Raw genomic sequence first — 8,881 nt, 5'->3', positions numbered from 1 at the left:
TAGTGCGGACTACCCGTGTGAAAGTAGGTCATCGCCAGGCTCTTATACCCAGAACCCCCAGCCCCATAAAGGCTGGGGGTTTTGCTTTGTGGGCTCCGATTGGCATTTTCGTGACGAAAACGCTTATGATCTGCGTGCCATGCCCTCTGACGAAGAAGACCTCGCTTGTGCCGAGGCAACGCCCTGGTATCTCTACCTGCTCGAATGCGAAGGCAATTCGATCTACACAGGGATTACCACTGACGTCCAGCGCCGTTATGCCCAGCACCTTGCGGGGATTGGTGCCAAATACACACGCTCCCGCAAACCTACGCGCCTGCTTGGATGGCTTCGCTACGATAACAAGTCAGAAGCGTTGAAAGCCGAGTTGGCCACCAAGCGCATGTCGGCCGTGCAAAAGCGCGCATTCTGCGCGATGCTCGAAACGGAAGACAGCGCATAAAAACAAGCATAAAAACAAAAACGCCGGCAAATTTGCCGGCGTTTTTGTTTGTGATCGCAACTACAGTCAAACTCAGACTACCGTGAGCGTTACCTCGATATTGCCGCGGGTGGCATTCGAATACGGGCAGACCTGGTGTGCGGCTTCCACCAGCTTCTGGGCCGCTTCCTTGTCCATGCCCGGCAGCGAGATCTTCAGATCGGCCTGGATACCAAAGCCCTGCGGAATCTGGCCGATGCCGACGGCGCCTTCGATCTTGGCGTCCGGCGAGACCGTGATCTTCTGCTGGCTAGCCACGAAACGGATCGCGCCCAGGAAACAAGCCGAATAGCCGGCTGCGAACAGTTGCTCGGGATTCAGGCCATCGCCCTTGCCGCCCATTTCCTTGGGTACGGCCAGCTTCACGTCCAGTTGATTATCGGACGTCACGGCGCGGCCATCGCGGCCACCGGTTGCGGATGCGTGGGCGGTGTACAGGACTTTCTCGAGTTTCATTTGCATTCTCCTAGCGATGCCCGCTCGGGGGCGTTTTCAAAGTCATGCCGAAATCGGCAAATCAACCGTCGGACCGTGCATCCTCCAGCGTGGTCCGCATCTCATGCAGGCGCGCCGTCAATGTCTGGATCTCCTCGATCGAGCACTGCGTCGCGCACAACATCTTTTCCGGGACGCCTTCCGCCGATGCGCGCAGGCGCCGGCCGGCATCCGTCAGGCTGACCAGCACGCGTCGCTCATCCTCGTCATCGCGTGCCCGTGCTACGAACCCCGCCACCTCGAGCCGCTTGAGCAGCGGAGTCAGTGTTCCGGAGTCCAACGTCAACCGTTCTCCGAGCGCCGACACCGTCAGCTTGTCCGTCTCCCATAACACCAGCATGACCAGATACTGCGGATAAGTGAGCCCAAGCTCACCCAGGATCGGCTTGTAGATCTTGGTCATTGCCAGCGAGGTGGAATACAGCGCGAAGCAGAGCTGTTGATCCAGCCGGAGCCAGTCTTCGTTAGTGGAGGAGTTCGTTGCGTCAGCCATGGCTCTATCTTATACACAATTAAATTGTGTGCAAGATAAATTTTCTATCGTGACTATTGAGGATAGGTGACGCGGGCGAGATAGGTCGGAACTTTAAGTCTGGTTTAAGGATGGCTGCTTACGATGCTTCCATCGCGCCGCAACTCCTGCGTCCGCGCAAGAAGCCAACCAGAAAGGAAAGACCATGATTCGCCAGACTTTTGCCCGCTCCGCCGTCGGTGTCGCCGCGCTCGTTGCGCTGGCCGGCGGTTATGCCTATCTCCAGAAGGACGCCATCACCCCCGGCTACGCCGCGCCGACGCCCGTCACGGCATCTGCCTCCGGCGCGCCCGTCGCCGTCGCCACGCCAGCCGACTTCTCGGGCATCGTCGACCAGTACGGCCCCGCCGTGGTGAACATCAGCGTGACCGCGCGCGCCCAGCGCACCTCCGCGCAGGCGCCGCAGGGCATCGACCCCGACGATCCGCTGTTCCAGTTCTTCAAGCGTTTCGGCCCGCAGTTCCAGGGTCCGCAAACCAGCCAGCCGCAGCTTGTGCGCGGCCTGGGCTCCGGCTTCATCGTCAGCTCGGATGGGCTGATTCTCACCAATGCTCACGTGGTCGATAACGCCACGGAAGTCACCGTCAAGCTGACCGATCGTCGCGAATTCAAGGCCAAGGTGCTGGGCGCCGATCCGCAGACTGACATCGCCGTGATTCGCATCGATGCGAAGGACTTGCCCACCGTGCGCCTTGGCGATCCGTCGAAGATCCGCGTCGGCGAGCCCGTGCTGGCCATCGGCTCGCCCTACGGTTTCGAGAACACGGTCACCGCCGGCATCGTCAGCGCCAAGTCCCGCTCGCTGCCGGACGACACCTACGTGCCCTTCATCCAGACCGATGTGGCGGTGAACCCCGGCAATTCCGGTGGCCCGCTGTTCAACCAGCGGGGCGAAGTGATCGGCATCAACTCGCAGATCTATAGCCAGACCGGCGGCTACCAGGGCCTGTCGTTTGCGATTCCGATCAACGTGGCGACGAAGGTGCAGGAGCAACTGGTGGCGCATGGCAAGGTCACGCGCGGCCGTCTCGGCATCTCGGTGCAGGAGGTCAACCAGGCGCTGGCCCAGTCCTTCAACCTACCCAAGCCGGCAGGCGCGCTGGTCAATGCGATCGAGCCGGACAGCCCCGCTGCCCGCTCCGGCCTGAAGGCAGGCGACGTGATCGTGCAGCTGGGCGACGACGTCATCGACCATTCGGGCGATCTGCCCGAGCACGTCGCGGACATGAAGCCCGGCACGCAGACCCAGCTCAAGGTCATCCGCAAGGGCGAGCCGCTGACGCTGACCGTCAAGGTGGGCACGGCCCAGGAAGGCGCCGTGGCGCAGAAGACGAATGGCGGCGATACCGGCGGCAAGCTTGGCCTCGCGGTGCGCCCGCTTACGCCGGCCGAGAAGCGTGACAGCGGCATCGACGGCGGGCTGGTCGTGGAGAACGTGGCCGGACCGGCCGCGCGCGTGGGCATTCAGCCGGGCGATGTCATCCTGTCGCTGAACGGCACGCCGATCAGTTCAGCAGAGCAACTTCGGGCCCTGGTGTCGAAGTCCGGCAAGCAGGTGGCGCTGCTCGTGCAACGCGACGACGCCCGGATTTTCATCCCCCTCGACCTCGGCTAACCGGGTCCGAAAAACCGGGTTTACGGTGCCCGGTTTACGTATACAGGCCGTATACCGTAAACGGGTATACGGCCCGCAAACCCTTGCCAGAGGCCGCATTCAGGGCGATAAAACATCCCAAAAACGCGTTTGAGCAGGTATGATCTCGACTGCGATGCATGAAGCGCGTGGTGGCCATGGCCGCCACGTCTGGTTCTTGCTGAATCGACAGAACAAGGAAGTCTATGCAGTTGGATTTCACCCGCGCCCCCATCTCGCCGGGTACCGACCGAACGCGGCGCTTGACGCCTGCCACCACCAAGCCGACGACCCCGCGTCGCCGCAAGAAGGAAGCCGCTCCACACTGGGAGCGCGGCTACCGTTCTCATTTTTACCGTAGCGAACGCGGCGACAAGCTCGGTGAGGTCCACCTTTCCGATCGCGGCGAACTCCCCGTGGTCTACCGCTGGGCGGCCGGCAACTACTCCGGCGCAGAGGGCTCCCTGGCCCATGCGCGTGCCCGCGTGGAAGAAACCATCGGCTTCGGCATGCGCCAGCTGTCGCTGTTCTGACGGGCGGACACGCCTCCCGCCCCTAGTCGTATCCTCAACGCGCCGTCCCCAGTCTGGGCGCTAGTCCAGCCGACGCTGCGCGAACATGCCGATAGCCGCCACCAGCGCGAGCACGGCAATCAATCGATAGAGATCCTCGCAGGCAATTAGCCGCGCCTGTTGATCGGCAATTGTCGCCAACTGCGCCAGCGCGCCCACGTGCGCCTGCCCCGTATCGAAGCCGCGCGCCATCAGCGCCTTCTGTGCCGACTCCAACCACTGCGCCGCCTCAGCGGGACGTTGCCCGATGGCATTGGTCAAGCTGGTATGCACCGCGAACTGCCGGTTCTGCAGCAGCACGGCGCCGAGCGCCGACGCGAACGAGCTGGCAATCTGCCGCATCAGGTTCTTGCTGCGGTAGCCGTGGGCAAAGTCATCGTCGTCGGCCAGCGAGCGGAACGTCAGTCCAGCAATCGGGATGATGACCATCACGCCGAACAGCCCCTTGCCCACCAGCCCGGGCAGCAGCGCGACCGGTCCGACATCGGGTGGCATGATCGAAAACCACGCCATCGCGCCCGCCATCAGCAACAGGCCCGCCACCATGACCGGCTTCTTGTGCGTGAGGTGCCGCGCCACGCGCAGATAGCACCAGATGCCGGCGAGGCTGATGGTGGCGGCCAGCGTGTTGAGCCAGCCTGTGGTGGCCAGCGGGAAGCGCAGCGCCTGTTCGGCGTAGATCGGGAACACGTAGCCGCTCAGGTTGCTGATCATGTAGTAGACGAAATACATGGCCAGCCCCGTGAGGTAGACGGGATGGCGCAGCGCACGCAGTCGCAGCACCGGCGTGGCGTGGTGCCACTGGTGCCACAGGAAGCCGGCGAGCAGCGCCAGGGCAAGCGCGGCGACCAAGGCTACGCGGGCGGGATGCGAGAAGAGGTCGAAGCGCGCTTCGGTCAGGGACGCCTGGAGCGCCACGATGGCCACGCCGAACAGCAGCAGCGGACCGAGCGCCGGGCCGCCCACATCTTCGCGGGGTTCGGCGTCGGGCAGCAGCAGCCAGGCGCCGAGCGTGGCCAGCGCCGCGAACGGCAGCACGCCATAGAACACATCCTGCCAGACCCCGCGCTCGACCAGCTCTGCCGCGAACGCCGGCCCGAGCGCCGAGGCGCCGAAGATCCCCAGCATGAAGATACGCGTGGCGCGCGGCCGATCAGCCGGGCCGAACATCAGGTTCACGAGAATCCGGCAGCTGGTGAACAGCGCGCCGCCGCCCACGCCTTGCACGAAACGGGCGGCCACCATCTGCGCGAGGCCGGTGCTGGTGGCCGCGCCGAGCGTGCCGGCCATGAACAGCAGCAACGACCCTGTCAGGTAATAGCGATAGCCGAACCGCTGCGCCAGCCACTGCTGCTTGAGAATCATCAGCATGCTGCCCACGGCATAGGCGGCCTGCACCAGCGCAAAGCTGCGCGGGTCCGCATCGATGCCGCCGACGATATGGCTGGACGCGAACACGAACATGATGTTCTCGAGGAACTCCACGCCGGTGGCCAGCGCGAGCAACATCATCAGCAACGTCTGGCGCTGCGGTCGGCTCAACAGGCGACTCAGCGCGCCGGGCCAGCGGGCGCCGGCGCCCTTGCCCTGGGGGGCGGGCAGGTTCACGACCGCTGCGCGTCGAGCGCCGCGAGATTCTGGTGCAACTGCGCAAGGTCGCGCGTCACGTCGGCCAGCCGGTCCTTGCCCAGCGGCGCCCAGGCCTCGCCATAGGCGGCATGCACGGCGGGCGCGGCGCGCTCCAGCAACGCCCGGCCTTCCGCCGTCAGCGTCAGTTCCAGGCTGCGCCGATCCTGTGTCGAGGTCTTGCGCTGCACCAGGCCGCGTGCCTCCAGGCCGTCGATCAGGCGCGTCATCTGGGTGCGCGTGGCGTCGATGGCGACGCCAAGTTCCGACGGCATGGTCGGCTGTCCGCCATCGGCGACCAGCAGGCTCATGACCAGGTACTGGCCCATGTCGAGCGTGTGCGGCGCCAGTGCTCGCTCGATGTGATGTCGGAGCAATCTGGCGGAACGGAGCAGCAGGCGGGAGGCGAGCATGAGATCGCGCGGGGCTTCCGGATATTCCGCGCAAAACCGGGTGATACGCTGTTCGAACGGCATTTGTTACATCCGATATAGTTACGAACGTAACTATATGCGCGAGATGCGGGAATGGCAACCGGTCGATGGTGCGCGGGACGGCTAGCGCACCTGCCGCCGCACGAGCGTCAGCGCCCTGCGCATGCGCGCCATCGCTTGCAACCTGCCTGCGGCGTCCGGCGTACCGTAGCGCAGCGCGATGTAGTCGCGCGTGAATGCCTGCAAGGCGGTGGCGGCGCCCGGCAGCGCCTCGGCGGCGCGCATGGCGAAATCGGCCGGCCCTTCCGAAGCCCCGCGCGCGCAGCCATGACGCGCCAGCAAGGTGCAGAAGCGGGCATAGAGCGACTGGAGCGGATCGAGCCGCCGTTGCCGTAGCCAGAGCGGCAACAGCGCGACGAGGCTCAGCGTTGCCAGTCCGCCCGCCAGCAACGCTGGCAATTGGCCATCCATGCCAAGTTTCTGCAGCAGCCGGCCCTGTTGCGCGCGGTCGTACTGGAGCACCCAGCGCTGCCACGTATAGGTCAGTCCGTCGAGGCCCAGGCGCAGGTCCCGCAACCATGCCGGGCCGCGCAAGGCGCGTAGCGCCTCAGCCTCGTCGCCGCTCAGGGCGGCGTCCACGCCTTCTTCCACACGGCTCGGCGCCACGGCGCTGGTCGGGTCCACGCGCACCCATCCGCGCCCGGCGATCCACACCTCGGCCCAGGCGTGGGCGTCCGATTGCCGGATGATGTAGTGCCGGCCCATCGGGTTGTACTCGCCGCCCTGATAGCCCATCACGGCGCGCGCGGGCACGCCGGCGGCGCGCATCAGGAACACGAAGCTGCTGGCGTAGTGCTCGCAGAAGCCACGGCGGGTATCGAACAGGAAGCTGTCCACCTGCTGCTTGCCGAGCGGCGGCGGGGAGAGCGTGTAGGCGAAGGGCGCCGCGGCGAAGAGCCGCAACGCGGCCTGCACGCGCTGCCACGGGTCCGGATACTGCGCCATCCAGCCGGCTGCGAGTTCGCGGCTGCGCGGATTGCCGTCCGGCAGCGCGAGCGACAGCGCAAGTGTGCGCCGCGACAGGGGTTGGGGCGTTCCCGTCAGTGTCGAGTGGCCCCGGTAGCGCAGCGGCCGGTCCACCGGTGCGCGGGCGAAAAACTCATCGTCGGCGGAAACGCGGGCGTCGAGGCTGCCGGACACCGCAACGCCCCGGTCGAGCAGGTACAGCCAGGCCTGCTGGCTTGGCTCCAGCGTAACGTTGTACGCGCGCACGCCCGAGGGCGGTGGCGTGGCGTCGTCGCCGTCATCGTCGCGCAGCCCGGTGGCCGGGCGCGTGGGCCGCATCGACCCATCGGCGGGCCGCCACGCCAGTCCGTCATAGTTCCAGAGCACCAGCGCGCGCCAGTACAGCGCACTGGCGGGCAAGGGATCGCCGATGATATCGGCGCGGAACGCCACCTCGGGCGAGCGGATCAGCTCGCCGACGCTGCCGGGTTTCATCGTGTCCGAAATACCGGTGCGGCCCACCGGCTCCGACTGCGGCAGCCGCCACAGCGGATGGTCGAGCCGAGGAAACAGCACGAACAGGAACAGCGCCCACGGCAGGCCGATCAGCGCCATGCGGCCAAGCAGCGGCCAGATCGCCAGCCGCCCGCGCGCTTCCGGATGGTGGAGCAGCAGCCAGTTGCGCAGGATCCATGCGCCGATCGCCATGCTGTAGATCGCCAGCCAGAACGGCTGGTCGGCGAGGTAGAGCGTCAGCAGCAGGTAGAAGGATAGTTGGGTGACCAACGTGGCATCGGATAGCGCCTTGGTTTCCAGCAGCTTGAGGATGACGAAGGCGCCCAGCAGCGCCACGCAGAGTTCGCGCCCGAGGCTGCCGCCCGATTGCCATACGAGCGCGGCGGCGGTCACCAGTACCAGCACGGCCGATACGCCGAGCATCAGCTTCGATGGCAGCGGTGCGCGCTGGCGCCAGAGCAGCCAGCGCCAGGCCAGCAGCACCAGCAGCAGCAGGCTGACCGACACCGGCAGCGAGCGCGCCTGCGGCGCCAGCACCAGCGCGAGCTGGCCCATCAGCATCCCGTGTTCCTGATGCCCGAGCGGGCGAACTTCGTGCCGGGTCATGACGCGCGCCGCTCCGGCCACACGGCCAGCGCTTCCAGGCAGGCGCGGCGATGGGCGGCACCCTGGGCGGGCGGCAACGCCACGCCGGGCAGGCGCAGGCCGACCTCGAACTCGTCGCCGGCGGCCAGCACCCACGCGCACAGCCGCGATAGCCGGGCCTCGGTGTCCATGCCCGGCGGCAGCGCATCCCAGTCGAGCCAGCAACCGGGCTGGCGCGGCGTGGTGCCGGTGCGGCTCAGCATGCGGCCCGTGCGGGCGCTGTGCTTCCAGGCGATGCGGTGCAGCGGGTCGCCGGTGCGATAGCGGCGCAACTGGTCGATGCCATCGTCCGACGCGACGGATAGCGTGCCGTCCTCGGCGTCGTCCGGGCGGGCCACCTGCGGCAGCGGCGGGGCGTTCGGCTCGGGCGCCGGATAGACGAAGGCCACCAGCGACAGGTCCGCATAGCTCCACACGCGAAACAGGCCGAACGGAAAGCGGCTGGAAAACGTGACGCGCGGCAGCTTCATGCGCCCGCGCGCGGTGGCCGGCACGCGGAGCGGCAAGGTGCCCCGGCTGTCGCCATCAATGGTCAGCGTGGCGGTTTCGGATTGCGGCGTGCGGGCCTCCAGGCCGATGCGGGCGGCTGGGTCGGCGTTGTCCACGTTCAGTGCGAAGACCGCCACATCGCCCACGAAGGCCGGCGAGGCGGCACCCGTGGACACCGCCAGTTCCAGCAGATTGCGATAGGCCATCCACATGCACGCCATGCCGATGCCGGCGAGCAGGAACGTGAGCGCGAAGCCGAGGCTGATGTTGTAATTCAGCGAGGTCAGCAGCATCGCCACGAGCAGCACGCCAAAGCCGGCCCCGCTGCGCGTGGGCAGGATATAGAGATGGCGCCGATCGAACGTCACCACGCCATTGACCGGCCCATGCTGCCGATGCAGCCAGGCGGTCAGCGGACGATGCGCGGTGGCGGAGGCTTGCCGCATGGCGGGA

The 8,881-nt window shown here is 66.4% G+C and carries 9 protein-coding genes; 3 read left to right on the top strand and 6 right to left on the bottom strand.

What is annotated here, in order from left to right; all coding sequences use genetic code 11:
- The first annotated feature begins 139 nt into the window (after positions 1–139).
- On the top strand, positions 140–442 hold the full coding sequence (locus tag BM115_RS16820; protein WP_092296124.1) for a GIY-YIG nuclease family protein: 303 nt from the start codon (positions 140–142) through the stop codon (positions 440–442).
- Positions 443–514: 72 nt separating this feature from the next.
- Here the strand turns inward: BM115_RS16820 and BM115_RS16815 are convergent, their stop codons facing one another.
- Both BM115_RS16815 and BM115_RS16810 read right to left on the bottom strand, forming a co-directional pair.
- Complete coding sequence (locus BM115_RS16815) at positions 515–937, bottom strand: organic hydroperoxide resistance protein (protein ID WP_092296121.1); 423 nt, start codon at positions 935–937, stop codon at positions 515–517.
- A gap of 61 nt (positions 938–998) precedes the next feature.
- On the bottom strand, positions 999–1,469 hold the full coding sequence (locus BM115_RS16810) for a MarR family winged helix-turn-helix transcriptional regulator (RefSeq protein WP_092296118.1): 471 nt from the start codon (positions 1,467–1,469) through the stop codon (positions 999–1,001).
- 184 nt (positions 1,470–1,653) lie between these two features.
- Here BM115_RS16810 and BM115_RS16805 point away from each other — a divergent pair, with 184 nt between their 5' ends.
- Both BM115_RS16805 and BM115_RS16800 read left to right on the top strand, forming a co-directional pair.
- A complete protein-coding gene (locus BM115_RS16805; RefSeq protein ID WP_092296115.1) occupies positions 1,654–3,123 on the top strand; it encodes a DegQ family serine endoprotease in 1,470 nt (489 codons plus the stop codon).
- Between the two features lie 224 nt (positions 3,124–3,347).
- Positions 3,348–3,674, top strand: a complete 327-nt coding sequence (locus BM115_RS16800; RefSeq protein ID WP_092296112.1) for a hypothetical protein — start codon at positions 3,348–3,350, stop codon at positions 3,672–3,674.
- 60 nt (positions 3,675–3,734) lie between these two features.
- Here the strand turns inward: BM115_RS16800 and BM115_RS16795 are convergent, their stop codons facing one another.
- The 4 genes from BM115_RS16795 to BM115_RS16780 all read right to left on the bottom strand — a co-directional run bounded on the left by BM115_RS16795 (position 3,735) and on the right by BM115_RS16780 (position 8,874).
- Positions 3,735–5,225, bottom strand: a complete 1,491-nt coding sequence (locus BM115_RS16795) for an MFS transporter (RefSeq protein ID WP_092296256.1) — start codon at positions 5,223–5,225, stop codon at positions 3,735–3,737.
- Positions 5,226–5,317: 92 nt separating this feature from the next.
- Complete coding sequence (locus BM115_RS16790) at positions 5,318–5,815, bottom strand: MarR family winged helix-turn-helix transcriptional regulator (protein ID WP_092296108.1); 498 nt, start codon at positions 5,813–5,815, stop codon at positions 5,318–5,320.
- 81 nt (positions 5,816–5,896) lie between these two features.
- Complete coding sequence (locus BM115_RS16785; RefSeq protein ID WP_092296106.1) at positions 5,897–7,900, bottom strand: transglutaminase TgpA family protein; 2,004 nt, start codon at positions 7,898–7,900, stop codon at positions 5,897–5,899.
- Positions 7,897–8,874: a DUF58 domain-containing protein gene (locus tag BM115_RS16780; RefSeq protein WP_092296103.1), complete on the bottom strand. Its 978-nt coding sequence runs from the start codon at positions 8,872–8,874 to the stop codon at positions 7,897–7,899. The genes BM115_RS16785 and BM115_RS16780 overlap by 4 nt, the downstream gene beginning before the upstream one ends.
- Positions 8,875–8,881 lie beyond the last annotated feature (7 nt).

The organism is Cupriavidus sp. OV096 (assembly GCF_900115455.1).
GTDB lineage: Bacteria > Pseudomonadota > Gammaproteobacteria > Burkholderiales > Burkholderiaceae > Cupriavidus.
Note: the sequence above shows the minus strand (reverse complement) of the source record. Positions and strands in the feature narration are given on the sequence as shown.